The following is a 26,616-nucleotide window of genomic DNA, read 5'->3' as shown; positions in this document are numbered from 1 at the left end:
CAGGCTTGGCGTGGCGGCCACATGCCCCGCCGATGCCCAAGCTGATTGCATTTAACGCTTTATTGCGCTTGACGTCATTCTTCTGACTCCTGACCCCTGACTCCTGAACGCTGCCTAGCGCAATCTCAAACGATCTGTGCGGATTTCAGTAGCGCTCATTCAGCATCAGTATGCGCCTCAGCACAATCGTAAATCCAAAATCGTAAATCGAAAATGCACTAGCGAATTCCCAGCGCCAGCGCGGCTGCGCTCTTGGCTGGCGCGGCGCTGGCCACCGTTTCGAGCCGCGCGGGCGGCACGCCGATCAGGCCATCCAGCAGCGCCATGCCGCGTTTCTTCTTGCCCAGTGGCTCGTGCGCCAGCGCGAAACGCGCCTGAAGCTCGGCAATGAGCATGTTCATACGTTCTTCGCCGCCGGGCGCCACCAGCTCGACTTCCAGCTCGCGGAAATCCAGCTCGCGCCCGCCCGCCTTGATCACCCCCTGGTCAAGGCTGATCTCGGCTACCACCGCTGCCTCGTGCACCGCGTAGATAAACTGGCGCTGGGTGTGGATGGCAAGCATTGGCAGAAGCACAGCATCGCCAAGCAGCGCCAGCGCCCAATCGCGCGCCGGGCTGTTCGGCCACTCGCTCGGGTGGTCGCCAGCAGTCAGCAGCACTTCCCACTCTTCGTGGCGGCGCAGGCCGCCCTGCGCGCTCAGCGAGTGCTTCACCGTGGCAATGCGCCGCTTGCCGGTATCGCGCACACGCAGGCTGTAGCGCTGGCTGTTCAGCTTGCGGTCGGCAGTATCAAAATAGGTGTTACGCTGATATTCAATGCCAGGGGTCGCAACGAGAGTAAATGGACCCAGGTGAGGCATGTGTTGTAGCTCGGTAAACGTTGTCGAGGTATCGACACGGAACTTTGCTTCGATCTCCATATGCGCAGTGTATTCCTTCTATGCCCTCAGGCCGTGCGCCACTGCGCTGTGGCGATCGATTGTGGACATATGTGCGGGCCGTGTTCGCATCGTTTTGGCATCATACCACAAGTTCGTACCCTGCCAAGTTGCAGGAAATGACATTCTGCTCATTGCTGCGTTAGCCTGCAACGCCGAGCGTAATATTTTGCCCCGGAAAGGGACGCTCCCATCAAGCGTGCCGATGCTCAATATCCCTGACAGGCAATAAATGACAGTTTCGTCATCGCTGCACCTGCGGGCGAGCGCAGAATTCGCGAAAAGCGCTTGCTCTTGGCGGCCCTTAGTGGTTTAATAAGGCAGACACTGCATCGGCCCCAGCGTCCGCTCTTCCTCATCTTTAGCATTGTTGCATCTGCTTGTTGCATCGCAAACCACGGTGTTTGCCCGCGCCGCTGTCGCGGCTCGCATGCGGCTCGTTAGGATTTACAACCCGCATCTGCCCACGCGCTGCCAGTTCAATATCTGATACTGCAAGAGGTATACCAGAATGGTGAAACTTGTTGCCCTGTTTTCGCACCCCGCCAATGTGCAGGCCTTCAACAAGCATTTCGACGAGGTACACCTGCCGCTGATACAGCGTGTGCCCGGCCTGGCGCGTATCGAGCTGGCGCGCGTCACCGGCGGGCCGCGTGGCGTTTCGCCCTACCATATGATTGTGGAACTGTTCTGGAACAGCGCAGCCGACATGCAAGCCAGCATGGCCACCGCCGAAATGCGTGAGGTTGGGCGCGATGCGCGGGCTTTTGCAGGGCACCTCCTGAGCATGCACATTGCCGAGGTAGTCTCGCGCGCCACCAGCGAGTCGGGGAGCTGGGGGCGCGTAGTATAGGGCTGCGCGCCGCGCAGCAACGCCCCACGGTATATGCCGTGGGGCGTTGCTGTGAAGAAGTAAAGAAAACCCAGCTGTTCCTGCCGCTGCTGATTGAGCTGAATACTATGGTTTTCGTAATGAATTTTCGATGAAAAATACGTGTATAGCAATAAGCAGTAAATTATTCAAAGTTTCAATATGCATAGGACGTTCGAGCGGACGAATTTTATGCCTGCGGTGGGCAAGAAATTGATGCGCGACGTTGCTGCAAGCGAAAGTTCTGATGCGATAATGCAGGTACAATTGGAGAAAGTGCATTGCAGCAAGAAAGATGAATATGGAACCAGCAGGAAATTACCTGAGCGCCAATGTCGAGCGCTTTATGGGCTTTGCTGATCGGTATGATAAATTTCGCCCGCGCCCGCCGGCTGCGCTGGCCGAGCTGCTGTGCCAGCTGGCCGGCACACCGCGCCCGGCGCTGGTTGTTGATCTGGGCAGCGGCACCGGGCTTTCGACGGCGCTGTGGGCGGGCCGCGCCGAGCGCGCGCTGGGCGTCGAGCCGAGCAACGACATGCGCAGCGAGGCCGAGGCGCGCTGTGCCGGGCTGGACGGGCTTGCGTTTCGCGCTGGCTATGGCAACGCCACCGGCCTGCCCGATGCCTGCGCCGATATTGTCACATGCTCGCAGGCGCTGCACTGGATGGAGCCAGCCAGCACCTTTGCCGAGGTTGCGCGCATCCTGCGGCCGGGCGGGGTTTTCGCCGCCTACGACTGCGATTGGCCGCCCTGCTTCAATCTCGAAATCGAGCACGCCTATAACAACTGCCTGGTTCAGGCCACGATTGTCGAGCAGGGGCGCGGCCTTTCACGCGAAGTACACTACTGGGACAAGCGCCAGCATCTTGAGCGCATACGCGCGAGCGGGCATTTCCGCTTTTCACGCGAGCTGCTGCTGCACCATACCGAACACGGCGATGCCGAGCGCCTGGTGGGGCTGGCGCTCAGCCAGGGGCAGGTTGCCACGCTGCTCAAGGCTGGCGCGAGCGAAGAAGAAATTGGCATCGCCGCGCTGCGCGCCGCCGCCAGCCACGCGCTTGGCGATGCCACTGTGCCATGGTATTGGAGCTACCGGGTGCGCGTGGCGCAGCGCTAGCGCATACCCAGCGCGTTCGCGCCGGGCGCGGCTACACGTTCGGCCAGGAACTCTTCCCAGCTGCGCCGGCCAATGGCGCGCTCGGGCGCGAGGTTGGCGCCATTGCGAATGGCGCGCGCCGCCCGACCGGGCAGCCACAGCGGAATACTCGGCCTGCGCCGGCCGGTGGCGCGCAGATAGCCCTGCATCAGTTCGGCCATGGTGTAGATACGCGGCCCGCCCATGTCGGGAACCAGCCCGGCCGGCGCGCCGAGCGCGAGTTCGGCCATGCGCGCCGCCACCTCGCCCGCGTCGATCGGCTGGAAGCGGAAGCCGCTGGGCAGCGGCAGCACGGGCAGTTTTGCCATCTGCTGCGCCACCAGCAGCACCAGATCGTAGAACTGCGTGGCGCGCAGCGTTGTCCAGGGCAGGCCCGAATCGGCAACAATCCGCTCGGCGGCGAACTTCGACGCGAAATAGCTGAACATTGCGCGGTCGATTGCGCTCACCACCGCGATGCGCTCGGCCCCAACCACCGAAATGTACACGAGGTGCTTCACCTCAGAATGACGCGCCGCTCGCACCAGATGGTCGGCCTTTTGCTCATCGCCAGCGGCGCTGCCCGCGCAGTGCACAATCACCTCAACGCCCGCCACCGCCGCCTCAACCCCCGCGCCCGTACTCAAGTCGCCCACCACATACTCAACGCCCTCGGCTGTGGCACGCGGCTGGCGACTCAGCACCCGCACCGCGCAGCCCGCCTCGCGCAAACGCGGCACCAGCAGCCGTCCCAGCGTGCCCGTCCCGCCCGTCACTAACACATGTTGCATGTTTTCATCTCCCTGCTATCCTGTGCAATGAACGCCCTGCGGCAATTCGCACAGCAGACGAGATTGCGGGCGCAAATGTGACATGCTTGGCACGAAAGCTGGCGGGAGATCAGCGCATGAAAGATGGGCACACCTCTGCGGGCAAGGCGGCAGCGTTCGAGCACTATCGTGTGCTGCTGTTCTCAATCGCCTATCGCATGACCGGCAGCGCCAGCGACGCCGAAGACCTGGTGCAGGAAACCTACCTGCGCTACCATGGGAGCGCCGAGCGCGAGATCGCCTCGCTGAAAGCCTACCTCAGCACCATCATTACCCGCCTCGCGCTCGATCACCTGAAATCCGCGCGCGTGGCCCGCGAGCGCTATGTCGGCACGTGGCTGCCCGAACCGATCCTGACCTCGGCGGAAGGCGGCTTGCCACTCGCCAGGCTCGAGCAGCAGGAAGCGCTTTCGCTGGCGTTTTTGCGCCTGCTCGAAGCGCTCAGCCCGCCCGAGCGCGCCGTGTTTCTGCTGCACGAAGTGTTTGGCTACCCGTTTGGCGAAATTGCCGCGATGCTGGAGAAAAGCCCGGCCAACTGCCGCCAAATCTTCCACCGCGCCCGCACCGCGCTGGAAGGCGCGCCGGCGCGCTTCACGCCCGAGCCGCAGCAGCAGCGCCAGCTTCTGCTCAGCTTTCTGGCCGCCAGCCAGGCCGGCGACATGGCTGCGCTGACGCGCCTGCTCGCCCACGACGCGATTTCCTGGGCGGATGGCGGCGGCAAAGCGCCCGCGAACCTCAAGCCGGTGGTGGGGCAGGCCGCAGTGGCGCGCTTCTGGGCCTTCTGGCTGGGTCAGGCGCGCACGCTCACCTTCACCCTTGGCGACGTGAATGGCGAGGTGGCAATTCTGGCGTGGGAAGGCGAGCGCCTGGGCGCGCTGATCAGCCTGGCGCTCGGCGCGGATGGCGTTCGGGAGATCGCTGCGCAGCTAAACCCCGAGAAGCTTGCCTACATCCAAGCACAGCTCACACAGCGATAACATTGCGGGCAAAAGCGTGGCATGCGGGCGTACCGTCGCGGCATAGTGGGCGGTAGAACAAATGCTCGTCATTCAAGCATTACAATTCGGAGAAACGCCCGTGCTCGCCAAAGTATTCAGCTGCGCCATCGTGGGCCTGGACGGCCACCCCGTGGAGGTCGAAGTCGATATCAGCCAGGGCTTGCCCAGCTTTCAGATTGTTGGCCTGCCCGATGCCGCCGTGCAGGAAGCCAAGGAGCGGGTTCGCGCCGCCGTGAAGAATTCGGGCGCATCATTCCCCATGAAACGCCTGACCGTCAACCTCGCCCCGGCCGACATCCGCAAGGCCGGCCCGGCCTACGACCTGCCGATCGCGATTGGCCTGCTGCTGGCCTCGGAACAGGCGCAGGGCAGCGTCGAGCGCGCGCTGTTTGTGGGCGAACTGGGGCTGGATGGCAAGCTGCGCCACACCGACGGCGTGCTGCCGATGGTCAGCATTGCGCGCAACCACGGCATCGAGACCGTGTATGTGCCGTTTGAAGACGCGCCCGAGGCCGGGCTGGTGGAGGGAGCGACCGTCATCCCCGTCCAAACATTATCCGACCTCACGGCGCATCTGGCCGGCGAGCGCCGGCTGACACCCTACATGGCCACGCCGCTCACGCTCGAAGACGACGCGATCTACCCGGTGGATTTTGCGGATATTCGCGGGCAGGAACACGCCAAGCGCGCGCTCGAAATCGCGGCGGCGGGCGGCCACAACCTGCTGATGAGCGGCTCGCCGGGCTCGGGTAAAACCCTGATGGCGCGCGCTGTGCCTTCCATCCTGCCGCCCATGAGCCTGGAAGAATCGCTGGAGGTCACCAAAATCTACTCGGTGAGCGGCATGCTGCCACCCAACCAGCCGCTGGTACGCCAGCGCCCGTTCTGCGCGCCGCACCACACCATTTCGCAGGCCGGGCTGGTTGGCGGCGGCTCGCGCATCAAGCCCGGCGAGATCACGCGCGCGCACCGTGGCGTGCTGTTCCTCGATGAGCTGCCCGAGTTTGGCATGCAGACGCTGGAGGTGTTGCGCCAGCCGCTGGAAGATCGCATCGTGACGATCAGCCGCGCCTCGGGCTCGGTCACCTTCCCGGCCAGCTTCATCATGGTTGCGGCGATGAACCCCTGCCCGTGCGGCTGGTATGGCGACCCCGAGAAGCAGTGTACCTGCTCGGCGTCGGTGGTGGCGCGCTACCAGAAGCGCATTTCCGGCCCGCTGCTCGACCGGATCGACATTCATGTAGAAGTGGCGCGCGTGCAGTACGAAAAGCTCGCCTCCGAGCGGCAGGGCGAGCCTTCGCGGGCCGTGCGCGAACGCGTGACTGCGGCGCGTACCTTCCAGGCGGCACGCTTCCGTGGCACGCGCATGGTCACCAACGCCGACATGGGGCCGGCCGAGGTGCGCCGCTATTGCGGGCTGGATGCGGCGGGCCAGCGCCTGATGCAGGCGGCTATGCGGCAGCTGCAGCTTTCGGCGCGTGGCTACCACCGCGTGCTCAAGCTCGCCCGCACCATCGCGGACCTGGCGGGCACCGAGCAGATTGGCGCGACGCACCTGGCCGAGGCGCTGCAATACCGCCCGCGCCAGAAGGAGTAGCCCTGTAGCGAAAATCGGTTCGGAAACCATAATGGCGGGTCTGCTTAGCACAGCAGACCCGCCATTATTTATGCTTTGCTTTATGCCAATTCGCTCGTAATACCCCGCCCGGCGTGGCGCGCTGGGCGCTTGGGAAGCTCTGCGCGAAGCACGGGCTGCTTGCTTGCAGCCAGTTGTTCCAGAAGCAGGGCAGCTTCGTGCGGCGCGTTGTGCTGTGCGTAATCGGCGCGGATGCGTTCGGCGTTGAAGCTGTATTGCGCGTTGCGGCGCACCGATTGCACCGCAGCGCGAATCTGCTCGGGCGTTGGTGTTTTGGTTCGCAGGTTGATGCCCGCGCCGCTCCAGGCCACCCGCGCCGCCACCTCGGGTTTGTCTTCGGTGGTGCCTGCCACAATCAGCGGGATGCCCTGCGCAAGCGCGAATTGCACGCCGCCATAGCCGCCATTGGTGATCATGAGATCAATATGTGGCAGCAATTCGGCAAATGGCACAAATGGCTCGACACGCGCATTGGCCGGGATGCCGATGCCAAGCTCCGCAGCGGTTGCGCCGCCAGTAGTTGCAATCACCAGCAGGTCGTCGCCGGCCAGTGCCTGGAGCGTGGGAACAATCAAGTCGTTCATGTCGGTTGCAACCGTGCCCTGATTGACCAGCACCACCTGTTTGCCGCCGTGGAGATCGTTCCACCACGCGGACGGCGCGAAATCGACCGATGATTGCGGCAGCAGCGGGCCAATGAAATGCACCTGCGGCGCGAGATCGCTGCGTGGGTACTCAAATGCGGGCGTTGACGCGTGCATATACAGAAACGGCGAGAGCGTGGTGCTCAGCACATCGGGGCCGCGCGACGACAAGCCCAGCTTCGTACGAATGCCCCGCGCATGCTGGTTGACATCGCGAAAGAGGATATGCTCGAACACGCTTGCGATCAGTGTGTTGCGCGCCCGGCCAAACATGCTGGCGCTGGGCGGCAGCCCGGTGCCAAATGGCGCGGTGTCGCGGCTGCCAAGCGTGAGCGCTGTGATGCCGTAGGTGGCCCAGCGCGGCCCGCCAAGCTCGTGGAGCATGCTCATGCCAACGAAGCCAGTGTCGCCCACAATGACATCAGCCGGGAATGTGGCAAGGATACGCTGGAGGTCGGCGATCTGGCCCGGCACATTGTCGAGAAAAAGGTGCTTGAGGTCGAATTTAAACCCGGCAAGGCCGCTGAGCTTTGCCCGTTCGGGAAACAGCGCGTCGAGGTTGGCATCGCCAATGTCGGCGGCTGCCTCGATCGGCGCGAACTGCGCTCCAGTTGCGGCGATTGCTGCCTGAAAGCGCCGCCCGCCGTACCACACAACTTCGTGGCCGCGCTCGACCAGTGCTTGCGCAATTGGCAGGCCCGGGTTGGTATGCCCGGCCTGCGGGATGGTGGCAAAAAGAAATCGTGCCATGTGTGCTTGTCTTTCTATGTGAATAACCCATTCAGCAGTTGGATGGATTGTCACATCACTTCTGAGCTTGGGCGCGGCCACTGCCGTGCTGCTACAGATGCATTGTTGCAGCCTGAGGGGCGCGTGGGGTCGCCCTTTGGGATACACAAGGGCGACAAACGCTATGGTGGAAGTTCTGGGTTTGCCCGCCTGTATTCATCCACGCGCCGTCCGCCACGCGCATTCTTTGGCAGCGGCAATAGCAAAAAGGAGGAATGCAATGAGCACCGAGCAGAACAAGGCGATTGTGCGGCGGGTGTATGAGGATGTGATCAATCAGGAGCGGGCCGAGCTGATCGAGGCGTTGTATGCAGCCGATGTGGTGGTGCACGACCCGTTTATGGGCGAGGCACGCGGCGTGGGCGCGTTTCGCGAGCTGCTGGGCATGTTCGACGCGGCCTTCCCGCATCACCGCGTGGCGATTGACGCGATGGTGGCGGAGGGCGACATGGTGAGCGTGCTGCACACGCATACGGCCACGCACAACGGCGCCTTTATGGGCATGCCCGCGACCGGCAAAAGCGTGGTGGTGCCGGGCATCGAGCTGTTTCGTCTGCGCGATGGCAAGATCGTCGAGTTCTGGCGCAAGGACGACGATGTGTCGCTGATGATGCAGCTGGGGATGATTCCTGCGTAGGGGAGCATACAGAGCGCAGTTTGCAGGAGGCAGTAAGCAGCAGCTTGCATGGCAATAACCACCTTGCTGCGTACAGAAAACCGTTCACAGGAAACAGCTGAATCCACCTACGCAACAAAGGACGAATGGCGAGCGTGGCTTCGTCATTCGTCCTTCGTCTTTTGTCATTCGTCGTTGGTCAGGCGTTATTTATCGCGCGCGGCCAGCTCCTTCTGAATGCGGAACAGGCTCACAAAGCCCCACACCACTGCCACCGCCATCAGCAGGCAGATCAGCCAGAGCAGACCCATAGCGGGAATGCCCGGCCCAAAGCCAAACATGTGCATCATAGCGAACCTCACATTGCGCGCTGCACAGCATTGTCGAGCTGCTGCACCAGCGCCTCGAACAAATCGCTCTCGGTGATAATGCCAACCACCGCGCGATCTTCATTCACCACCGGCAGGCCGCCAATCTTATTTTCAATCATCAGCATGGCCGCCTCGCGCAGCCCAGTTTCGGGCGTGACGACGAGTGGGTCGGCGCTCATGACCTCGTAGACCTTGACCTTGCGCAGGCTGTCGGCAACATCGAAGGGATCGAAGCCAGCGGCGCGCAGCACGTCGGCGCCGCGGATGTCGCCCTGCGTGATCATCCCGCGCAGCTCGCCTGTGTCGATGGTGACCGGCAGGCGGCGCACGTCGTGCTCGTGCATGAGCCCGAGCGCCTCGCTGAGGGGCGCGGCAATGTTGATGGTGATGGCGGGGGCGCGCATCCAGAACCGAATCTCTTCTTCGGCCGGCACGGCCCGCGCTGCAATCGGGTGCGCTTGCATGGCTGACATAGCAACCTCCTTGTTGTTTCCGGCCGCCTTGTGTCTGATTTCAGGATAGTACCTTCGCGCGGCGGGCGGGTTGCTGTTCGGCAACCGGGCGTGGGCATTTCTTTCTGCGGGCGCAGCAGCCGTGGGCATCGGCGGGGCAGTTGCGAAAGCGCCCAGAAAGGTTATGAACTATTTACTCCAGCCAAACCAGGCTTTGTTACGATAAGCACAGGAAATGAAACACAAGGAGGCCGTGATGACAAGCGAACTTGCCGCAACTGTACGACTTCACGAAAACATGCATTTCGTCGGCAGCGTGCCGGCCGGGCACGAGATCGACCTCGACTCCGCGCTGAACTTCGGGCCTTCGCCCATGGAAAATGTACTGCTGAGCCTGGCTGGGTGCAGCGCGATGGATGTGATCGCCATTCTGCGCAAGCAGCGCCAGCCGGTCGAGGGCCTGGAAGTGCATGTTCGCGGCCAGCGGCGCGATGAGCACCCAACGGTGTTTACCGAGATCCAGCTCGAGTATGTGATCCACGGCGAGGATGTGGCGCCCGCCGCTGTCGAGCGCGCGATTGAGCTGTCGCGCGACCGCTACTGCCCGGTGTGGGCAATGCTGGGCCAGAGCGTGACGATCACGCCGCGCTTCCGGGTGGTGAGCAGCGAGTATGCCCTTACGCCGACCGACTAGCGCGCAACGATGCGCCGGGCGTGAGGTTTAGCGATAGATGAGGCCAGCCATGAAAACAATTCTTGTTCCGCTTGATGGGTCGTTGTTGGCCGAGCAGGTGCTGCCATATGTGCGCGTGCTGGCGCCGCTGCTCGGGGCGCAGGTGCGGCTGTTGCAGGTTGTTCCCGAAATGCCGCCGCCCTCGCTGCTGAGCGAAAACGTGGCGAATATTTATAGCATGGCTGGCCCGCGCGGGGTGCAGCACGAGGTGGCGAACGCCGCGCTGGAAGAAGCCCTGGCCGCCGCCGATGCCTACCTGGCGGCGCGCGCGTTACGTTTACAGGAAGCGGGCCTGGAGGTGAGCTGCGATGTGCAGTGCGGCGAGCCGGCCGACGTGATTGTGGAGATCGCGCACAGCCCGCAGATCGACATGATCGCGATGGCGACGCATGGCTACGGCGGGCTGCGGCGCTGGGCGCTGGGCAGCGTGGCCGACCGCGTGGTGCAGGCCGCGCCCGCGCCAGTGTTCCTGATCCGCGCCACGCGCTACACGCCGGCCAAAGCCTTCGCGCTGGAGCGCGTGCTGCTGCCGCTCGACGGCTCGCCGCTGGCGATGCAGGCGCTGCCGTTCGCGCGCGACCTGGCGGGCAAGGCGCCCGCTGAGCTGCTGCTGGTCGAGGCGGTTGCGCCGCCAATTGAGCCATACCCGAGCATTGCAACGGTGCCGTATGGCACAGTAATTGGCACGCTGCACGAGCAGGCGGCGCGCAGCCTGGGCGCGCTGGCTGGCGAGCTGCGCAGCGCGGGCGTTCAGGCCACACCCGTGGTCGATAATGGGCACGCCGCCGAGGTGATTGTGGACGAGGCGACGCGCCGCAATGCCAGCGTGATCGTGATGGCGACGCATGGTCGCGGCGGGCTGCGGCGCTGGGCAATGGGCAGCGTGGCCGACAAAGTGCTTCACGCGGCGACCATGCCGCTGGTGCTGGTGCGGGCGCAGGATAATTGATTGTTCAGCGCAAGCTGGTTTGATCCACAGATTACGCAGATTATGCAGATATGCCGTTCTCAACCGAGCGAAATCTGTGCCATCTGTGTAATCTGTGGATGAATTTGTAACGCTCGGAGCGGCAGATAGCCACTTCGGGCGTTTCAGCTTGTGGTGCGATCAACATTCGACAGGAACTCTTGCAGCAGGGACGGTACCTGAATATTGTATTCGGCGCGCAGGGCGGGCGGCAGCGAGCGCACGGTGCTGGCCCAGCTAAATGCGCCGCACAGTGGGGCCAGCCGCAGCGCCAGCGCAAACACTGCACGCGCACGATCCATGCCCACTTCGCGCGCCCACGGCACGAGGTAGGCCTCGCCCACACCGACAAACTCGGGCGCGTTTTCTTCCAGCCCCAGGCTATTCTCAATGCTCACAAAGGCCGTGCGCAGGCTGAAAAACGGGTGCGAAACGCTGCCGTCGCCCCAGTCGAAGATGCGGGCACTGCCGTTGGAGTAGAAAATATTGCCGTCGTGCAGATCGCCGTGGTTGAGCGATTCCGGGATGCCGCTGGCGGCCAGTTCAGCGCACCACGCCGATACGTGCGGGACCAGCGCCAGCAGGCGCGCATGCTCCGCGCTCGGCAGGCCGTCGGGCTGGTCGAGCCAGAGCTGCTCGTGCTCGTTCAGCAGCTCGGCGTACAGGCGCGGGAAATGCGTGAGCCGGCAGTCGGCCGCGCCCAGGGCCAGCAGCTCGTCCTGGCGCGCAGCGAGGTCGATCTGAAGCGCGGCATAGTGCGGCAGCAGCGCGTGCCAGTGGCCCAGGTCGTGGTCGGCGCGGATTCGCTCGCGCAGGCGCGCGCCGCCGTCGGGCAGCAGCATCCAGCCACGCGCAGGGTCGGTGGCGAGCGGTTGCAGCACCAGGTCGGGCTGCCAGCGCGCCAGCGCCGCAGTGAGCGCGACTTCGTGAAGAATGTCTGGCGCGACCGACTTGAAGAAAACCGGCCCGTCGGTGGTTGGCGCGCGCAGCACCGTGGACCAGTGCTGCAGGTGGATCTGCTCGAGTGGCCCGGCCAGGCTGCGCCCGTGGCGCGCCAGCGCGGCGCCAATCCACTCCTGCGCGTCGCCGGCCCATGTTTCGCCAGCCCAAAATGGTGGTGTGATTGTTGACATCAGTATGCTCGTTTTCTGTTACTATCATTGCATCTGTGAACAATGACTTGGCGCTTTGCAAAGCCTTGGGTTAGCTATGCTACAATTACGCCTTGCACATCTTTACTTCTTTCCTGATGATGAAATAGGAGAATGAAAATGGCTGTCTCCTTTGATGTCGCGCTGGTTGCGCCAGTGCCACTTGAACATCTTGTTTCTGGCGCTGAAGTGTGTAGGGAACAAGGCAAAGTCGCCTTTGGAAGCATGGCGTGGCAAGTGTTTCGCAAACTCGATGACCTACGGGGCGGTTTGAATGTGCTCGTTCTCCTGTATGCATCGCACACTGGTGCGGCACCAACCCGAGAGGTTTCGTGGCAGGGGCTATAATATTGGCCATTGTGAGAGTGTAAGTGGCGCGCACCCTGATAAAATGCGCTATCGACCGGCTGCCTCTGCCAAATACGCCGACGATAATGCTGGACATTGGGCCGTTTTTTGGGAAGTCGCAGATCTACAGCTTATTGCAGAAGCAGAACGACTGCGCATCGATCAACTCGCCGCATTGGAAAGTCGCAAACAATTCGCAAAAACTTTTCGACCTGAAGGTCCTACTTTGATTGAATACCCATATCGGTGAGACGTCTCGGCCCGCATGGAGGTTACGCAATTTCTAGCGTGCAGCCTGCTCATAGGCAGCGAGCGTGGCGGCGGCAGTAGCGCGCCAGCTGAACTGCGCGGCACGCAGCGGGCCGGCGGCGCGCAGGTGCTCGGACAGGGCAGCATCGTTCAGCACGCGCCCGAGCGCGGCGGCAAAGGCAGCGGCGCTGGGTTCCACCAGCAGGCCGGCGTCGCCCACGACCTCGGGCAGGCTGGATGTGTTGCTGCACACCACGGGCGCGCCGCAGGCCAGTGCCTCCAGCGGCGGCAGGCCAAAACCCTCATAGCGCGATGGGAAGGCGAAGGCCGCCGCGCCACTCAGCAGCGCCGGCAGATCGTCCTCCGCGATGCCGGGCAGGAAACGCACGCGCGCGCCCAAACCCAGGCGTTCGGCAGCGTTGCGGGCAGCCGGGTAGCGCGCATCCCAGTGCCCGGCCAGCACCAGCGCGGCATCGGGCGCATTGAGCTGGGCAAAGGCCGCCACCAGCGTTTCGAGGTTTTTGTGCGGCTTGTTCGAGCTGAGACAGATCAGGTAACGCTCGGGCAGGGCGTGGCGCGCGCGCGCTGCGGCGATGCGCTCGGGCGGCTGTGGCGCAAAGCGCGGGCTGGCCGCCAGCGGCGTGACGGTGATGCGTGCCGCCGGGATGCGATAGGCCGCGATCAGGTCGGCGCGCGCGCTCGCTGAGATTGCCAGAATGTGCTGCGAGCCACGCGCGGCCAGCCGCGTCAGCAGGTTGAACAGCACGCGCGCGCGCGGTGAAACCTCGGCCGGGAACAGGCGCGGGATGGCGTCGTAGAGCGTGGTGACCGAGCGGCACGGCAGGCCGGCGTAGGGCCGCACGTAGTAAGGCGCGTGAAACAGGTCGGCGCGCAGGCGGCGCAGCAGGGTCGGGATTCCGCGCTGCTCGGCCAGGCTGAACGGGCGCAGCGGCGTTTCCACCAGCTCGACAGCAGGATGGCGTGCCAGCGCGGCAATGTCGTGGCGCGTATTCACCAGCGCAGGGTTGTGCAGCGCCAGCACGCGGTGCGCGCCCGCTTGCAGCCCAAGCGCGTCGATCAGGTTGTAGACGTAGCGCCCGATGCCGGGGAAGTGATCGTTGATATAGCGGGCGTCAATTGCGATGTGCATAGCTTTGGCAGTATTCAGAAGTCAGAAGTCAGGAGTCAGCACGTTTTGGCTTTATGAAAGTGAAATAAGCGATCAGCACAGCGCAGAATATGGCTCCAATATCTTGCAAACCTGCAACGTGTAACCTTCAAACGTGAAACCGAAAACCTCCGCGATCTCTGCGTCTTTGCGGTTCATTTTTCTGGTCGGCAGTTGGCAGTCGGCAGAAACCTGCAACCTGCAAACCTGCAACCACGTCCTACCCAGCCCTGTACCATCCCCACACATAGCCCAGCGCGCCGACATAAGATGTGAGCGCCTTCAGTGGCTTGAAGCCCGGCCGCCACGATGGCGCGGCGAATGAGTAGGGCAGAAAAATGTTTGGCAGCACAATCGCCGTGCGGAAGGCCAGAAAGGCCAGCGCATGGAGCGGCGTGCGTAACTGCCGCCCGCGCGCGCGCCCCGGGTCGCGCCGCACCTCCTGCGCGTGGCCCAGGCCATACAGGAAATGCTTGCGCAGCAGGGCGCGCATGGTTGCCGGCGCGGGGTGAAAGGTCCAGGTGTTCGGCACCAGCACAAAGCGGTAGCGCGCCCCGTCTTGATTGGTCAGCCGGCGCAGGCGCACAAAAAATTCGGTATCGACGCCGCGCACGAGCGTTTCGTCGAAGCCGCCAGCCTGCTCGAACACGGCGCGGCGCATCGCGCAGCAGGTAGTGGTAATTTCGCAGTAGAACGCGGGCGGGTCGGGATTTGTTTCCAGCGGCTGTGCCACAACCGGGTGCTCGATGCGCGGCACCTCGCGCGCAACCCAGCGCTGAAACGCGGGCGCATCGGGCGGCAGCAGCTTGGACGCGCCAGTCACACCGATGGTCGGGTCGGCCAGCAGCGGCGCGACCAGATTAGCAATGGCGTGCTCGTCGCCCAGCACCGCGTCGTCGTCGACAAAGAGGAGGATGGGCGCGCTGCTCTCCGCGAAGCCCTGGTTGCGCGCGCGGCCATTCGGACGCACGCCGCGCACCACCATCACCTCGGCGGGCGCAAGTGTCTGGCGGCGCACGCTTGCCAGCAGCGCGTCGGGCGTGCCCTCCAGCGCCGGGATTATCAGTGCGACCTGGGGCGTTTCAGCCGTTGAGTTTTGAGTGCTAAATGCTGAATTTTGAGTGTTGAGTTTCACCGAACGTAACCTGTAACCTGTAACCTGCAAACATGCAACCTTCAAACCTGTAACCTGCGAAACCTCTGGTATACTGGTGCGATTGCGTTTCCTGATGGCGGAATGCGCGTTTCCGTAGCCTTCCGCCGCCTAGCCGAAAGAACAATGACACCACCAACACGCTTCTGGCAGCGCACCCTGCCGCGCATGCTGCGCTACCACGTCACCTCGCCATACATTGTCTTCTGGCGCACCATCGAGGTCGCCGTGATGCTCGAGCTGGCCGCGCGCCAGGGCCTCGACCTTGCTGAGCACGCCGACCTGGACGTTGGCTGCGGGAATGGCGTGCTCGGCCACGCGCTTATTCGCGACATCGGGCTGGGCTTCGACCTGACCGGCGACGGCGTGCGCTGGGCACAGGGCCACAAACCGGCCTACCGCCGCCTGATGCTGGCCTCGGCCACTGAGATGCCGGTGGCAAGCGGCTCGCAGCGCGTGGTTTTTTCGAACAGCGTGATCGAGCACATTCCCGACGACATGGCCGCCTTCGACGAGATCGCGCGCGTAGTCGCGCCGGGCGGCTTTCTGGTGCTCTCAACGGTCAGCGAGCAGTTTCCTGCGCTGATGCTCGGCCACGAGCCCACCGCCGCCGAGCGCGCCGCCATCGACATGAGCTACGCGCACCACCACTATTATAGCGCCAGCAGCCTGCGCAGCATCCTGGCCGAGCGCGGGCTGGAGCTGCTTGAGGCGGCCTATTATATCGACGCCGAGCAGGCGCGCTGGTGCTACCAGCTGCGGCAGTGGGAACAGCGCCAGCGCCGCGCCGGGCTGTGGCGGCGGGCAAACCAGCTGCGGCGCGCGCCGCTCGGGCTGGCGCTCCTTCCCTGGATGCTGCGCCGATACGCGCCGGACGAAGGCGGCGTGGGTCTGGCGTTTATCGCGCGCCGGCCCGCTTGATCTGCGCCCTGGCGGCATACAGTGCGGCTAGCCGTTCGCCTATGCGCTCGGCGTCGTAGTCGCGCTCAGCGATTGCGCGGCCAGCCGCGCCGATGCGCTCGCGCAGGGCAGCGTCGCCCAGCAGCCGCACAATTGCGGCGGCAAAGGCGGTCGGTTCCTCAGCGAAAAGCGCGCTCGCCCCGTCACGGAGCGCAATACCCTCGGCCGCCAGCGCGGTGCTCGCCACCGGCAAGCCGCAGGCCAGCGCCTCCAGCAGCTTGATGCGCACGCCGCTGCCCCAGAAGATCGGCGCGGCCACCAGCGCGGCCCGCCGGTACAGCGGGCGCAGATCGTCCACCGCGCCGGGCACGGTGATGTCGGGCGCGGCGAGGGCGCGAATGGCAGGCGGCGGCTCGCGCCCGGCGAGCACAAGGCGTGCGCCGGGATGCGCCTGCCGCACCAGCGGCCACACCTCGCGCGCCAGCCAGAGCGCGCCCTCGGCGTTGGGCGGGTGCAGGTAGTTGCCCACAAACAGCACCTCGTCGGCGGCGCGCGGGTCGCGACAGACCGGCCACTCGGCCAGATCAATCCCCGACGGCACATACTCCACCGCCAGGCGCGGCAGCCAGCGCCGCAGCGCGGCAGCATCCACATCGCTCAGCGTAACGACCAGATCGCACTGCGGCAGCGCGCGCAGCTCGTAGGCCCACAGGCTCAGCGCGCCAAGCCAGCGGCGGGCGCGCAGGCGCGGGTTGCGCTCCTGCCGGGCGCGGCGCACCTGCGCCAGAAAGGCGACGTTGTGGGCGGTGCACACCACCAGCGCGCCGGTCGCACGCGCCAGCCGGGCGTACTGTGCCATGCTGGTGAACTCAAGCTGCACCACGTCGGGCCGGGCGGCGGCCCAGGCGCGGCGGGCGTAGGCTTCGAGACTGGCGGAATATTCCAGCCGCACTGCTGGCGGATCGAGGCCGGGGCCGCGCCGGGGCGTAGGTGGGAAAGCCTGCACCGAAGCGCATACATCCGCCAGCGGCCCCCAGCGCAGTTGCGCGGGATTGGCGGCCAGCGCGGCAAAATGCACGCCGTAGCTGCGCGCCAGCTGCTGCGTCGTGCGCAGGATGTGCGCGGTGCCGCCCGAGAGCGGCGGGAAGGGCGCAACCGGCGAAAGGATGTGCAGTGTGGGCGTCATTGTTCTTGCTCGCGCAGGTAAACAGGAACCCAGCCGCGCACGCTATTCACCAGCCAGAGGCGCGTGGCGGCAGCGACCTCGGCGCGCGTCAGCACGCGCTCGCGTACCTCGCCGCGTGCCAGCAGCTCGGCGCGCATGGTGCCGGGCAGCAACCCGCAGTTCAGCGGCGGGGTGAACAAGTGCCCCGCGATTTCGGCCACGAGGTTGCCGATCGTAAACTCAGTCGCTTGTTCTTCCTCATTCCATAACAGCACATCAAAGGCATCGGGCGCTTCGGCACGGCGCGATTCGTAGGTGGCGCGGTGCGTGGTTTTGTGGAACAGAAAGCGATCGCTGGCCGAAACCGGCGTGCGCGCCCAGCGTACCGGCTGCGGCAGGGCCGGCGCGGGCGGCAGCGGTTGATATTCGGCGCGCGCCACGCCGCGCTGATCGACCAGCAGGCGCACGCGCCACAGGCCCGGCCCGGCAGCGCGGGCGGCGCCGTCGAGCGCGGCGTCGATGGCGGGCGGATCGAGCGGGATGCTGAAGTAGCGCGCCGACTCGGCCAGACGCGCCGTGTGGCGCTCGCGCAGCGCGTAGTCGCCATGCTCCAGGCGCAGCGTTTCGAGCAGCTCGAACGCGGGCCAGCGCTCGCGCAGGGGCGCGGCCTTGAGCAGCGCCTCGGCGTACTCGTCGGCGGCGGTCGAATCCCAGGTGATGCCACCGCCCACACCATACTCGGCCGTGCCGCTGGCGGTGTCGAGCGTGACAGTGCGGATGGCGACGTTGAAGGTGGCGCTGCCGCCCGGCGCAACCAGCCCGATTGCGCCGCAGTAGACGCCGCGCGGCGTGTCTTCCAGCTCGGCCAGCAGCTTCATGGTTTCGATCTTGGGCGCGCCCGTGATCGAGCCGCAGGGGAAGAGCGCGCCAAACAGGCTGGCGAGATCGGTGCCGGGGCGCGTCTGCGCGGTGATGGTCGAGGTCATCTGGTGCACGGTGCGATAGCACTCGATCGCGAACAGCGCGGGCACGGCCACGCTGCCCACCCGCGCCACGCGCCCGATGTCGTTGCGCAGCAGGTCGACAATCATCAGGTTTTCGGCGCGGTTCTTTTCCGAGGCGGCCAGCCACGCGGCCAGTTCTTCGTCTTCGGCCGGCCAGCGCCCACGTGGCGCGGTGCCTTTCATCGGGCGGCTGGTGAGCTGCGCGCCGTCCCAGTGGAAGAACAGCTCGGGCGAGGCCGACAGAATGCGGTAGCGGCCCAGGTTCAGGTAAGCGCTGTAGCTGGCGGCCTGTGCGGCGCGCAACTGCTCGTAGAAGGCCAGGTCGTCGCCGCTGAACTGGGCGCGCAGGCGCATGGTGTAGTTGGCCTGGTAGGTGTCGCCGCGCGCAATCGCCTCGCGCACCGCGCCAATCGCGGCGGCATAGGCCGGACGCGACACGGTGGGCTGCCACTCGCTCAGCGCGAACGGGCCGGGCGCGAGTGCGGGCGCGGGCTGCGGCGCGTCGAAGATGCCAAACCACAGCAGCGGCAAATCGTTCGTGGGCGGGCGCACGCGAAACGATGGCTCAAACGCGGGCGCGGCTTCGTAGCCCACAAAGCCGGCAGCATAGCGTCCGGCGCGCGCCGCCTGCCCCACGGCCTGCAGGGCGGGGCGCACCTCGGCGGGCGTGTGGGCAACGATGACCTGCACAGGTTCGCGGAAGCACAGGCGCTGCGGGCAGCCCTGCGCGTCGGCAAAATCAAACAGCAGCAAAGGGAAATCGGGCATGGATCAATACCATTGAAATAAGGATAACAGGAACGTTCACCACAGAGACACAGAGGCACAGAGGTCTTTAGAATGCTCTCGAGCCTTGGTGACGTGGTGATTGGTGGTTATTTTCACGGTATTGAGGCATGGATGTCTTTGGGTGAAGGACCGGCAAAGGGCGTCTTGCTATACGCCCAGACCAACAAAGGGCAGGTAAACTTCAATTTGGCGATCTCACTGCGCCACAGGCAGGCGTAGATAGTGCAAAATCAAGCAACATTTGTGGGTCTCGCTTGTGCTGATTCTGCATTGATACGCGATTGAGCAAAATCGCAAATCCAAAATCGCAAATCGAAAAAGCAATAGTAGCATACGTTGCGTCCCGGCACAATTGCCGATACTTTGTGAAAAATCACACTTGACTCGTGCATACTTTGTGATATATTGAACAAACAGCGGGTGGAACGAGCACGCTCGCTGCCCGACCGTCGCACATCATCAAGGAGCGCATCATGGACGCTGTGCTTGTGGTTCTTTCCTGTGTTGCCGCCGCCGCCCTGGTTGCCCGCGTGCAAGGGCATCATCGGCTTGCCGCCCCCGGTCTGCTGGTTGGCTTGTTTGCTGGCATCGCTAGTGCAATAATGGCCCGCCATATTGGCGTAGAAAACGTGGCGCTGCCAATCTTCTTTGGCTGCGCGCTGACGCTCGCGCTCGCCCCGCTGAGACGCGGGTACGGGAGTTAGCGAATAGAGGATAGACGGGACGATCGAGTGATAAGCGCCGCCTGTCGTCAATCAAACTTTCCGTAGCGAAACGAAGATCAGGTGAGGTACAGAGAGCGCTGATTAAGAAAACCACACTCCGTGCTCTCTGTGTTTTCTGTGGCTCATCGTTTTCTACCCGGCTGCAAATGAAAGGCGAACGCAATGCCCGCTGTTCACGCCGTGGCCCTGCCCGCTGGCACGCTGATCGAGCACGCCTTTGCGCGCCCCGACTACGCGGATGCCTATGCGGCGCGCTTGCCGCCCGGCGCTCCCGCTGACATCGACGCGCTGGTGGTGGCGGCACTCACGAGCGCGCCGGCCTGGGTTGGCACCCTGATGGCGTTGCGCGACCGCGTGGTGCGGCTGGCGGGCCTGAAGACCATGCCGCCCGGCGCGCTCCGTGGCCCTCGCCCACGCGATCTGGAAACACTCGCGCAGCGCGGCCTGTTCAAGGTCTATGCGCGCGCGGCGGACGAAGTGCTGCTGGGGCTGGATGATCGCCACCTCGATTTCCGCGTTTCGGTGCTGCGCGCGCCCGCCAGCGGCGGCGAACAGGTGGTGGTGTCGACAGTGGTGCGCTTCAATGGCTGGCCGGGGCGGCTGTATTTCCTGCCGGTGCGCTTCTTTCACCGCCTGGTTGTGCCGGCAATGCTGCGGCGCGGCCTGCACACACTGGAAAACAGCGTATAGAAGAGAAAGAAACCACGAGGGAGATATTTACCACCAAGACACCAAGACACCAAGTTTTTTAAGTTCTTGAAAACTTGGTGTCTTGGTGTCTTGGTGGTGAAGTCTTGTTGAATCGCGTTTACGCGGAGTCGATCCAGGCGAGCCATTCCTGCTGGAGCGCGGCGAGCGGCTTGCCATACACGCCCTGGTAGTCGGCCGCGCCAATCGCGCCACCCCCGCTCACATACAGCCGGTCGAACTGCTCGCGCCCGTAGGTATTCACCAAAAACTCGACAAAGCTAGCCCACTCGTAGTAGAGCGTGTTCATCGCGCCAATGCCCAGGCCGTTGTAATCGGTCGCAAGCGGGTAGTAGCTGCCCGCTTTGCGCTGCGCCTGCACATACGCGCGGAAGCTTGGCGCGTCGCCCAGCCAGTATTTGCCGGCAGCCCAGGTGGCCGTGCCTTCGGAAAGAATCAAATCCGCGCTCATGTGCGCCGGGCCATAGCGATCCTGCTCAAGCTGGTGCGTAAACTCGTGCGCCATAATCGCCACTGCGCGGTCGCGCGCAATGCTTGGGCAGCTAAACACCTGCACCTGCCGAATGTCGGTGTAGGCAATGCCGTGCAGCCCGCAGCCGCCCTGGTTCAGCACCATCGCAGTGAAACGCGCGCTCGGCCCGCTGCCAAAACGCCCGACCACATAGCCTAGCGCGGCCTGCAAATCGCTATTCAGCGCGGCGCGTTCGTCGGCGTACAGGCCATCGTCCACCTGAATGTCGAACTGGTCGAGCGGGCGCGCGTCGCCAGCGATTGGCTCGGGCGCGGGCGCTCCCGGCTGCTGCGCCTGCGGTTCGGGCGCGGTGAGCAGCGGCTGGGGCTGCCAGCGCGACACCAGCCGCTGCGCCGAATCGCTCGGGCGAAAAATAAGCATCAGCACGGCCAGCGAGGCCAGCGCGATGACGATCAGGCGCAGTGTTGAGGTACGTTCGTGGGCGGGAAACATAGGCAGGAAATAGCTGGTAAAATAGAACAAGTGTTCGCTTTGATTTTGCCAGCAGCAGTATACCACAGCGCCGCGCAGCATGCGGTCGGGTGGTACAATACGGCTGGTTCCGCCTGCGCACAGGTTCGCCCAATGCTTGAAATTGCCCTCCTGGCCGATCACGCCGAGCTGCCGCCGATCACCGAGCACCAGCCGGTGGAGTTTGTGTGCGCGACTGGCGGCGCAGCGCTGGCGCTCGCCGTCGATGGGCAGGAGCTGGAGCCGTTTCTGCGGCCGGGCGAAACGAGCTGGCGCTGGCGCTGGAACCCTGGCACGGCGGCTGGCCTGCACCGCCTGCTGCTCACGCGCCGCGCCGCCAGCGACGAAACGCGCCAGGCGTGGGCGCTGCGCGTGCTGACGCGCAAAATCGACCAGGATGCCTACGAGGCACTGATCGACGACGTGCAGCGCGTGGCCTACCGGCTGGTGGCCGCCCTGGCCGGCGCGGGGGCCGAAGGCGCGGAGCTTGTGCGTGGCGCGCCCTGGCAGCACAGCCCCGCCGAAGAATTCTACGCCCTGTTTGAAGCGCGACTCGATGGCTTTGCGCGCGCAGTGCGCCGCATCGCCGCCCGCCCACGCGAGCAGTTGCGCGGCGGGCGCGAGGCCATCCCGCTCGGCCAGGCCGACCAGATCAGCGCCGGGGCGATTGCCGGGCTGGCGCGCGCCGAGTTCGAGCCGGCCCCGCCCGAGGCTGCCGCCGAGCTGCAAGCCGCACTGCGACCGGGCGGTGGCGTGCTGCCACGCGAGCTGCCCGCCGAGCGCGCCCGCCCCACCGCCGACATCTACGAGCACCGCCTGCTCAAGCACCTGCTGGCCTCCTTGCTGCGCCACGCCCGCACCACTGGCCAACTCGCCAGCCGCGAGGCGGCGCGCCTGACTGCCAGCGAAGCCTACACAAACACGTCCAGCACGCGCCGCCTGCGCGCCGAGCAGATCGCAGCCGGTTGCGCCGCCGCCGAAACGACCCTGCGCGAACTGCGCGCGCTCCCCTTTCTGGCCGGTGTCGCGCCGCTGCCGACCTTTCGGGGCGCAACGCCACTGTTGCAGCGCGAGCCAGCCTACCGCGAGGTCTATGCCATGTGGCAGGCGCTCCGCCAGCAGCCGCAGCTCGCCTTTGACAGCCCGCTTTTCGCCACGCCAATTGCCGATCTGCCGCGCCTGTATGAGAGCTGGTGCGCCTTGCAGGTCGCATCCGCGCTGCTGGCGCTCGGCGGCGATGTGCGCGAGCAGCACCTGATCGAAACGCGCCAGCGCAGCGCCGACGATGCCCTGGAACAGGTGGTGACGCTGAGCGAGCGCATGCCGCTGCTGGTCATCGCGCGCGGCGAAACAACCTTCACGCTGCGCTACCAGCCGCGCTACCGGCCAGGCGCAGGGGTTCCGCGCGCGGAACCCCTGCGCCTGGGTTCGCTCGACCACGCGACGCACGTGCCCGACCTGGCGATCGAGGTGCGGCGCGACGACGCGCCCCCGCAGGTGCTGCTGCTCGACGCGAAATACCGCCTCGAGGCCGACGGCCGCAGCCTGCCGCCCGATGCCTTTGGCGACGCATACACCTACCTTGGCGCAATTGGCTGCGGTGGGCGGCGCACGACGTTAGGCGCGCTATTGCTCTATCCCGCGCCGGTCTCCCCCGAGCGATTTTCAAGCGGCGTTGGCACTGTGCCGCTACTTCCGGGGCGCACAGGTGTGCTTTCTGAAGAAATTGATCGCTGGTTGCGAGTTTCTCCATAAAACTCTTTACAAAGTTATCTTATATACACGCATAGTTAGGATTCTGCCTCTTGAAATCTGATAAGTGATATGCTATAGTGGCGAATAAGGTTTGGCCCCCACGAAGTGCCCCGGATGCTTTGCCCGCTGCAAGCGCAAACCGAGCTTGTCGTACCCAAACCCCCGTCTGACTTACTGGTTAGGAGCGGATCGCAGAAGATCCAAAGGAGCATGGCGAGCGATGAGCTACGCTGACAAAACGTTGACGTGTCGGGATTGTGGCACGCAGTTCGTGTTTACGGCGGGTGAGCAGGAGTTTTATGCGCAGAAGGGCTTCACCAACGAGCCCACGCGCTGCCCCTCCTGCAGGCAGGCGCGCAAGCAAGGCGGTGGCCGAAGCAGCGGCGGCTACGGCGATCGGGACAGCTACAGCAGTGGCGGCTACGGGGAGCGCGACAGCTATGGCGGCGGCGGCGGTGGCTACGGCAACCGGCGCGGCGGCGGTGGCGGTGGTGGGCGCAGCTTCAGCGGTGGCGGCGACCGCGAAATGCACTCCGTGACGTGCGCAAGCTGCGGGAAAGAGGCCAAAGTGCCCTTCCTGCCGCGCGGGGACAAGCCGGTGTATTGCGACGACTGCTTCCAGCAGCAGCGCCGCTCAAGCCGCTGGTAAGTCTGGCTGAACAAAACAGGGCGGGCCGCAGCTGCGGCCCGCCCTGTTTTTTGTGTTTAGAAAGCCAAAAGACGAAGGACGAATGACCAACTTGGCTTGGTCATTCGTCCTTCGTCTTTTGTCATAACCAGCAACGGCTTTCAGATGTGCAGTGCTAGCTGCCGCTCATCCCTGGCGCTTCGCGCTTGCTCTGCCAGATCGCCCAGATCAGCGCCGCGATGCACACGAGCATGGAGATGATCGTGCCAATGCCAAGGCCCTGGCCGGGGACGCGGATCGACACAATGATTGGCGCGATGATCAGCGACACCAGGTTGATCACCTTGATCATCGGGTTGAGCGCCGGGCCGGCTGTATCCTTCAGCGGGTCGCCCACCGTGTCGCCCACCACGGCGGCCTTGTGCGGCTCGGAGTGCTTGCCGCCGAAGTTGCCTTCCTCAATGTACTTCTTGGCATTGTCCCACGCGCCACCCGCGTTCGACTGGAACACCGCCATGAGCTGGCCCGAAAGAATGATGCCGGCCAGGAAACCGCCCAGCGCCTCGACACCCAGCAGGAAGCCGACGATCACCGGCACCAGCACGGCAATCAGGCCCAGGCTGATCAGCTCCTTCTGCGCGGCGGTGGTCGAAATGCTCACGGCGCGGGCGTAGTCGGGCAGCTTGGTGCCTTCCATGATGCCGGGGATCTTGAACTGGCGGCGCACTTCATTCACGATCTCAGCCGCCGCGCGCGCCACCGCCCGAATGGTCAGCGACGAGAACAGCAGCGGCACCGCGCCACCAATCAGCAGACCAATAAACACCATTGGCGAGGCGACATTGATGCCCGCCAGCGGCGTCTGGCCGAGCTGCGTCTGCACCTTGCCAGTGTCGGTCAGGAACGAGCCGAACAGCGCCACCGCCGCGATCACGGCCGAGCCGATCGCAATGCCCTTGGTGACAGCCTTGGTGGTGTTGCCCACCGCGTCCAGGTCGTCCATGACGTTGCGCGCATTCTTGTCGAGGCCGCTCATCTCACCGATGCCGTTGGCGTTGTCCGAAATCGGGCCAAACGAGTCCATCGAGATCGTGTTGCCCGTGAGCGTGAGCATGCCAATGCCGGTAAGCGACACGCCATACAGAATGGCGGTGAACTGCGTTGCGGCCGGCTCGCCCGAGTAGATCAGCACCGACGACAGGATCGACGCGGCGATGACGACTACCGCCCAAACGCTCGACTCAAAGCCCAGCGCCAGGCCGGAAAGGATGTTGGTGGCCGAGCCAGTCAGCGAGGCGCGGCTGGTTTCCTTCACCGGGCTGAAGTGCGTGCTGGTGAAGTATTCCGTCACCTTGTCGAGCACAATCGCCAGCAGAATGCCAGCCACGGTTGCCATAAACGGTCGCCAGTCCACCGCGCCGGTGTTCGGGTCGATCATGTAGAACAGCGTCACGATGGCAAAGCCAATCACCGAGATCACGGCGGCGAGGTAGAAGCCGTTGTTCATGGCGCGCATGGCGTTGCGGGTGCGCTCGTCGGTGCGAACAATCGTGTTGCCGATCACCGAGGCGATCACGCCAATGCCGCGCAGGATCAGCGGGAAAATCACAAAGCGCATGTCGTATGCGCCATCGCCAAGCGTGCCGCGCGCCACATCGCCCAGCACCAGGCCCAGGATCAGCGCCGACACAATCGTGACCTCGAAGCTCTCGAAGACGTCGGCGGCCATGCCGGCGCAGTCGCCAACATTGTCGCCCACGAGGTCGGCGATCACCGCCGCGTTGCGCGGGTCGTCCTCAGGGATGCCAGCCTCAACCTTGCCCACAAGGTCGGCACCGACGTCGGCAGCCTTGGTGTAGATACCGCCGCCCACGCGCATAAACAGCGCGATCAGCGAGCCGCCGAAGCCAAAGCCCAGCAGCGCATCCGGCGCGGCAATGCCGAACACCATGAAGATCAGCGTGCCGCCAAGCAGGCCCAGACCCACCGTCAGCATGCCCGTGACTGTGCCCGAGCGGTAGGCCACTTGCAGGGCCGGGTTGTAGCCTTTACGGGCGGCAGCGGCCACGCGCACGTTGCCTTCAACCGCCACGTTCATGCCCACAAAGCCCACGGCGTAGGAGAACAGCGAGCCCATCAGGAAGGCAATTGCGCGGCCAACCGCCACCCAGGCGGTTGCGCTGCTGCCAAAGACCTCAGTTGCTTCCTGCGTGGGCGGGATGATCAGCACGCTGGCGGCCAGCACAAAGGTCAGAATACCAATCAGGATCATAATGGTGCGGAACTGGCGGCTCAGGTAGGCATTGGCGCCATCCTTGATAAAGCCCCATACTTCCTGCATGCGCGCGGTGCCCTTATCTTGCGAGAGAATTTGGGCACGAAGAACAAAGGCGTAGGCGATACCCAGGATGGCGATGACGAGCACCACCAGCACTGCGCCTTTTTCGAAACCCGTTAAGCCTGCCATCAATTCCGGCATAGATCGACTCCTTCACATTGGCTGGATGCGTATTTCATATAGGGATGCGAAATGGGCCACATTGCCCACAAGTGCTTCGATGCGCGATTCTCCTTTTCTATCGGTTGGCGCGCTGGCGTTGGGCTGCGCCGGCACGTGCCTGGCCTCGCGCTGGTATGCCGCGCCGGAAAAAACAGCGCGCCAGCGCATACACACGAACCTGTGCTGCCACTGCCGCGGGCGCAAGCGCTCAGCGCGCCGTTGCCTTGTGTACTACCATCGGGAGGCGCCGTATTGTAGCATAGGGCTGTTTGGCGTGCAATTGGCGCATTTTCCGGCAAAACTGGCGATCCGTGGCACGCAATGTGCTATTACCTAAGGCAGACAACCTGATGCAGCGACGGGCATCAGCAGCGCTACTGGGCACGAAAGGCGCTGGTTAGAACTACACCG

General features: G+C 64.4%; 24 protein-coding genes. 12 read left to right on the top strand and 12 right to left on the bottom strand.

What is annotated here, in order from left to right; translation table 11 throughout:
- Positions 1 to 218: 218 nt before the first annotated feature.
- Positions 219 to 920, bottom strand: a complete 702-nt coding sequence (locus M1P90_RS03090; RefSeq protein WP_483701192.1) for a CYTH domain-containing protein — start codon at positions 918 to 920, stop codon at positions 219 to 221.
- A gap of 529 nt (positions 921 to 1,449) precedes the next feature.
- On the opposite strand from M1P90_RS03090, the gene M1P90_RS03085 reads away from it, so the two are divergent.
- Together M1P90_RS03085 and M1P90_RS03080 are read left to right on the top strand one after the other, a co-directional pair.
- Positions 1,450 to 1,791, top strand: a complete 342-nt coding sequence (locus M1P90_RS03085) for an EthD family reductase (RefSeq protein WP_483701191.1) — start codon at positions 1,450 to 1,452, stop codon at positions 1,789 to 1,791.
- A gap of 319 nt (positions 1,792 to 2,110) precedes the next feature.
- Positions 2,111 to 2,926: a class I SAM-dependent methyltransferase gene (locus tag M1P90_RS03080; protein WP_483701190.1), complete on the top strand. Its 816-nt coding sequence runs from the start codon at positions 2,111 to 2,113 to the stop codon at positions 2,924 to 2,926.
- Here M1P90_RS03080 and M1P90_RS03075 read toward each other — a convergent pair.
- A complete protein-coding gene (locus tag M1P90_RS03075) occupies positions 2,923 to 3,735 on the bottom strand; it encodes an SDR family oxidoreductase (protein WP_483701189.1) in 813 nt (270 codons plus the stop codon). The genes M1P90_RS03080 and M1P90_RS03075 overlap by 4 nt on opposite strands.
- 116 nt (positions 3,736 to 3,851) lie before the next feature.
- Here M1P90_RS03075 and sigJ point away from each other — a divergent pair, with 116 nt between their 5' ends.
- Both sigJ and M1P90_RS03065 read left to right on the top strand, forming a co-directional pair.
- The gene (sigJ, locus tag M1P90_RS03070) at positions 3,852 to 4,751 is read left to right on the top strand and encodes an RNA polymerase sigma factor SigJ (RefSeq protein ID WP_483701188.1); all 900 of its coding nucleotides are present in this window, start codon (positions 3,852 to 3,854) and stop codon (positions 4,749 to 4,751) included.
- A 100-nt stretch (positions 4,752 to 4,851) separates the two neighbouring features.
- Positions 4,852 to 6,369 (top strand): YifB family Mg chelatase-like AAA ATPase, encoded by a 1,518-nt coding sequence (locus tag M1P90_RS03065; RefSeq protein ID WP_483701187.1) that lies wholly within the window; start codon positions 4,852 to 4,854, stop codon positions 6,367 to 6,369.
- 80 nt (positions 6,370 to 6,449) lie between these two features.
- Here M1P90_RS03065 and M1P90_RS03060 read toward each other — a convergent pair whose 3' ends face one another.
- Positions 6,450 to 7,802 (bottom strand): glycosyltransferase, encoded by a 1,353-nt coding sequence (locus M1P90_RS03060; RefSeq protein WP_483701186.1) that lies wholly within the window; start codon positions 7,800 to 7,802, stop codon positions 6,450 to 6,452.
- A 259-nt stretch (positions 7,803 to 8,061) separates the two neighbouring features.
- On the opposite strand from M1P90_RS03060, the gene M1P90_RS03055 reads away from it, so the two are divergent.
- Positions 8,062 to 8,478 carry an ester cyclase gene (locus M1P90_RS03055; protein WP_483701185.1) on the top strand — a complete coding sequence of 139 codons (417 nt, stop codon included), beginning with the start codon at positions 8,062 to 8,064 and terminating at the stop codon, positions 8,476 to 8,478.
- A 185-nt stretch (positions 8,479 to 8,663) separates the two neighbouring features.
- On the opposite strand, the gene M1P90_RS03050 is transcribed toward M1P90_RS03055, so the two are convergent.
- Together M1P90_RS03050 and M1P90_RS03045 are read right to left on the bottom strand one after the other, a co-directional pair.
- Positions 8,664 to 8,807, bottom strand: coding sequence for a hypothetical protein (locus M1P90_RS03050; RefSeq protein WP_483701184.1), 144 nt, complete (start codon positions 8,805 to 8,807; stop codon positions 8,664 to 8,666).
- An 8-nt stretch (positions 8,808 to 8,815) separates the two neighbouring features.
- A complete protein-coding gene (locus tag M1P90_RS03045; RefSeq protein ID WP_483701183.1) occupies positions 8,816 to 9,301 on the bottom strand; it encodes a CBS domain-containing protein in 486 nt (161 codons plus the stop codon).
- Between the two features lie 235 nt (positions 9,302 to 9,536).
- On the opposite strand from M1P90_RS03045, the gene M1P90_RS03040 reads away from it, so the two are divergent.
- Both M1P90_RS03040 and M1P90_RS03035 read left to right on the top strand, forming a co-directional pair.
- The gene (locus M1P90_RS03040) at positions 9,537 to 9,974 is read left to right on the top strand and encodes an OsmC family protein (protein WP_483701182.1); all 438 of its coding nucleotides are present in this window, start codon (positions 9,537 to 9,539) and stop codon (positions 9,972 to 9,974) included.
- A gap of 49 nt (positions 9,975 to 10,023) precedes the next feature.
- On the top strand, positions 10,024 to 10,962 hold the full coding sequence (locus tag M1P90_RS03035) for a universal stress protein (RefSeq protein ID WP_483701181.1): 939 nt from the start codon (positions 10,024 to 10,026) through the stop codon (positions 10,960 to 10,962).
- A gap of 143 nt (positions 10,963 to 11,105) precedes the next feature.
- Here the strand turns inward: M1P90_RS03035 and M1P90_RS03030 are convergent, their stop codons facing one another.
- The 3 genes from M1P90_RS03030 to M1P90_RS03020 form a co-directional block, all read right to left on the bottom strand.
- Positions 11,106 to 12,113: an aminoglycoside phosphotransferase family protein gene (locus tag M1P90_RS03030; RefSeq protein WP_483701180.1), complete on the bottom strand. Its 1,008-nt coding sequence runs from the start codon at positions 12,111 to 12,113 to the stop codon at positions 11,106 to 11,108.
- Between the two features lie 649 nt (positions 12,114 to 12,762).
- Positions 12,763 to 13,878 carry a glycosyltransferase family 4 protein gene (locus tag M1P90_RS03025; protein WP_483701179.1) on the bottom strand — a complete coding sequence of 372 codons (1,116 nt, stop codon included), beginning with the start codon at positions 13,876 to 13,878 and terminating at the stop codon, positions 12,763 to 12,765.
- Between the two features lie 238 nt (positions 13,879 to 14,116).
- Complete coding sequence (locus tag M1P90_RS03020) at positions 14,117 to 15,031, bottom strand: glycosyltransferase family 2 protein (RefSeq protein ID WP_483701178.1); 915 nt, start codon at positions 15,029 to 15,031, stop codon at positions 14,117 to 14,119.
- A 144-nt stretch (positions 15,032 to 15,175) separates the two neighbouring features.
- Here M1P90_RS03020 and M1P90_RS03015 point away from each other — a divergent pair, with 144 nt between their 5' ends.
- The gene (locus M1P90_RS03015; protein WP_483701177.1) at positions 15,176 to 15,970 is read left to right on the top strand and encodes a class I SAM-dependent methyltransferase; all 795 of its coding nucleotides are present in this window, start codon (positions 15,176 to 15,178) and stop codon (positions 15,968 to 15,970) included.
- Here M1P90_RS03015 and M1P90_RS03010 read toward each other — a convergent pair.
- Positions 15,948 to 17,135 (bottom strand): glycosyltransferase family 4 protein, encoded by a 1,188-nt coding sequence (locus M1P90_RS03010; RefSeq protein ID WP_483701176.1) that lies wholly within the window; start codon positions 17,133 to 17,135, stop codon positions 15,948 to 15,950. The two genes, M1P90_RS03015 and M1P90_RS03010, sit on opposite strands and share 23 nt — an antisense overlap.
- Entirely contained in the window at positions 17,132 to 18,886 is a 1,755-nt protein-coding gene (pabB, locus tag M1P90_RS03005) for an aminodeoxychorismate synthase component I (RefSeq protein WP_483701175.1), read from the bottom strand. Before pabB ends, M1P90_RS03010 begins: the two co-directional genes overlap by 4 nt.
- 494 nt (positions 18,887 to 19,380) lie before the next feature.
- On the opposite strand from pabB, the gene M1P90_RS03000 reads away from it, so the two are divergent.
- A complete protein-coding gene (locus M1P90_RS03000) occupies positions 19,381 to 19,611 on the top strand; it encodes a hypothetical protein (protein ID WP_483701174.1) in 231 nt (76 codons plus the stop codon).
- Positions 19,612 to 19,794: 183 nt separating this feature from the next.
- The gene (locus M1P90_RS02995; RefSeq protein ID WP_483701173.1) at positions 19,795 to 20,322 is read left to right on the top strand and encodes a DUF2867 domain-containing protein; all 528 of its coding nucleotides are present in this window, start codon (positions 19,795 to 19,797) and stop codon (positions 20,320 to 20,322) included.
- A gap of 118 nt (positions 20,323 to 20,440) precedes the next feature.
- Here the strand turns inward: M1P90_RS02995 and M1P90_RS02990 are convergent, their stop codons facing one another.
- Positions 20,441 to 21,334, bottom strand: coding sequence for a hypothetical protein (locus tag M1P90_RS02990; protein ID WP_483701172.1), 894 nt, complete (start codon positions 21,332 to 21,334; stop codon positions 20,441 to 20,443).
- 102 nt (positions 21,335 to 21,436) lie between these two features.
- Here M1P90_RS02990 and M1P90_RS02985 point away from each other — a divergent pair, with 102 nt between their 5' ends.
- Entirely contained in the window at positions 21,437 to 23,077 is a 1,641-nt protein-coding gene (locus tag M1P90_RS02985) for a DUF2357 domain-containing protein (RefSeq protein ID WP_483701171.1), read from the top strand.
- 220 nt (positions 23,078 to 23,297) lie between these two features.
- Positions 23,298 to 23,726 carry a zinc-ribbon domain containing protein gene (locus M1P90_RS02980; protein ID WP_483701170.1) on the top strand — a complete coding sequence of 143 codons (429 nt, stop codon included), beginning with the start codon at positions 23,298 to 23,300 and terminating at the stop codon, positions 23,724 to 23,726.
- A 154-nt stretch (positions 23,727 to 23,880) separates the two neighbouring features.
- Here the strand turns inward: M1P90_RS02980 and M1P90_RS02975 are convergent, their stop codons facing one another.
- Positions 23,881 to 26,184 carry a sodium-translocating pyrophosphatase gene (locus tag M1P90_RS02975; RefSeq protein WP_483701169.1) on the bottom strand — a complete coding sequence of 768 codons (2,304 nt, stop codon included), beginning with the start codon at positions 26,182 to 26,184 and terminating at the stop codon, positions 23,881 to 23,883.
- Between the last annotated feature and the right edge of the window lie 432 nt (positions 26,185 to 26,616).

This window comes from Kouleothrix sp. 19917 (assembly GCF_057073505.1).
Note: the sequence above shows the minus strand (reverse complement) of the source record. Positions and strands in the feature narration are given on the sequence as shown.

Coding starts and splice junctions, on each gene's coding strand:
- M1P90_RS03040 (WP_483701182.1), top strand. CDS start 9,537: ATGACAAGCGAACTTGCCGCAACTGTACGACTTCACGAAAACATGCAT.
- M1P90_RS02980 (WP_483701170.1), top strand. CDS start 23,298: ATGAGCTACGCTGACAAAACGTTGACGTGTCGGGATTGTGGCACGCAG.
- M1P90_RS03090 (WP_483701192.1), bottom strand. CDS start 920: ATGGAGATCGAAGCAAAGTTCCGTGTCGATACCTCGACAACGTTTACC.
- M1P90_RS03035 (WP_483701181.1), top strand. CDS start 10,024: ATGAAAACAATTCTTGTTCCGCTTGATGGGTCGTTGTTGGCCGAGCAG.
- M1P90_RS03015 (WP_483701177.1), top strand. CDS start 15,176: ATGACACCACCAACACGCTTCTGGCAGCGCACCCTGCCGCGCATGCTG.
- M1P90_RS03060 (WP_483701186.1), bottom strand. CDS start 7,802: ATGGCACGATTTCTTTTTGCCACCATCCCGCAGGCCGGGCATACCAAC.
- M1P90_RS02995 (WP_483701173.1), top strand. CDS start 19,795: ATGCCCGCTGTTCACGCCGTGGCCCTGCCCGCTGGCACGCTGATCGAG.
- M1P90_RS03050 (WP_483701184.1), bottom strand. CDS start 8,807: ATGATGCACATGTTTGGCTTTGGGCCGGGCATTCCCGCTATGGGTCTG.
- M1P90_RS03055 (WP_483701185.1), top strand. CDS start 8,062: ATGAGCACCGAGCAGAACAAGGCGATTGTGCGGCGGGTGTATGAGGAT.
- sigJ (WP_483701188.1), top strand. CDS start 3,852: ATGAAAGATGGGCACACCTCTGCGGGCAAGGCGGCAGCGTTCGAGCAC.
- M1P90_RS02975 (WP_483701169.1), bottom strand. CDS start 26,184: ATGCCGGAATTGATGGCAGGCTTAACGGGTTTCGAAAAAGGCGCAGTG.
- M1P90_RS03045 (WP_483701183.1), bottom strand. CDS start 9,301: ATGTCAGCCATGCAAGCGCACCCGATTGCAGCGCGGGCCGTGCCGGCC.
- M1P90_RS03030 (WP_483701180.1), bottom strand. CDS start 12,113: ATGTCAACAATCACACCACCATTTTGGGCTGGCGAAACATGGGCCGGC.
- M1P90_RS02985 (WP_483701171.1), top strand. CDS start 21,437: ATGCTTGAAATTGCCCTCCTGGCCGATCACGCCGAGCTGCCGCCGATC.
- M1P90_RS03080 (WP_483701190.1), top strand. CDS start 2,111: ATGGAACCAGCAGGAAATTACCTGAGCGCCAATGTCGAGCGCTTTATG.
- M1P90_RS03085 (WP_483701191.1), top strand. CDS start 1,450: ATGGTGAAACTTGTTGCCCTGTTTTCGCACCCCGCCAATGTGCAGGCC.
- M1P90_RS03000 (WP_483701174.1), top strand. CDS start 19,381: ATGGACGCTGTGCTTGTGGTTCTTTCCTGTGTTGCCGCCGCCGCCCTG.
- M1P90_RS03025 (WP_483701179.1), bottom strand. CDS start 13,878: ATGCACATCGCAATTGACGCCCGCTATATCAACGATCACTTCCCCGGC.
- M1P90_RS03075 (WP_483701189.1), bottom strand. CDS start 3,735: ATGCAACATGTGTTAGTGACGGGCGGGACGGGCACGCTGGGACGGCTG.
- M1P90_RS03010 (WP_483701176.1), bottom strand. CDS start 17,135: ATGACGCCCACACTGCACATCCTTTCGCCGGTTGCGCCCTTCCCGCCG.
- pabB (WP_483701175.1), bottom strand. CDS start 18,886: ATGCCCGATTTCCCTTTGCTGCTGTTTGATTTTGCCGACGCGCAGGGC.